Origin of the sequence: Psychrobacter sp. TB20-MNA-CIBAN-0197 (assembly GCF_040309765.1) — a bacterium.
GTDB lineage: Bacteria > Pseudomonadota > Gammaproteobacteria > Pseudomonadales > Moraxellaceae > Psychrobacter > Psychrobacter submarinus.
This window is the reverse complement of sequence record NZ_JBEOPC010000228.1, coordinates 1-343: the sequence shown is the minus strand read 5'-3', so window position 1 is coordinate 343 and position 343 is coordinate 1. Positions and strand designations below refer to the sequence as shown.

1 protein-coding gene is annotated in these 343 nt (G+C 60.9%); it reads right to left on the bottom strand.

What is annotated here, in order from left to right; translation table 11 throughout:
- A partial coding sequence (locus AAEY83_RS13440) for an extracellular solute-binding protein (protein WP_351059544.1) occupies positions 1–343 on the bottom strand: 343 nt, incomplete at both ends.

Below are 343 nucleotides of genomic sequence, written 5' to 3'. Positions count from 1 at the left end.
GTACAGATCCATCGCCTCGGCGCTGGCGGAGAAATCAGCGAGTTTCTTCGCCGCTTCTTCATGCGGTGTGCCTTTGATCACCGCTGTCGCTTCGATCTCCCAGCCCAGGCCTTCCTTCGGCAGGATGATGTCCAGTGGCGCGCCCTGGCGCTTCAGCTGTACGGCTGGATATTCAAAGGAAATCCCGATCGGAAACTCCCCCGCCGCCGCCAGCTTGCAAGGCTTGGAACCGGAGTGAACGTACTGGCCGATGTTCTGGTGCAGACCGTCCATATACGCCCAGCCCTGCTTCTCGCCGAAGGTTTGCAGCCAGGCGCTGACGTCAAGGAAACCGGTGCCGGAC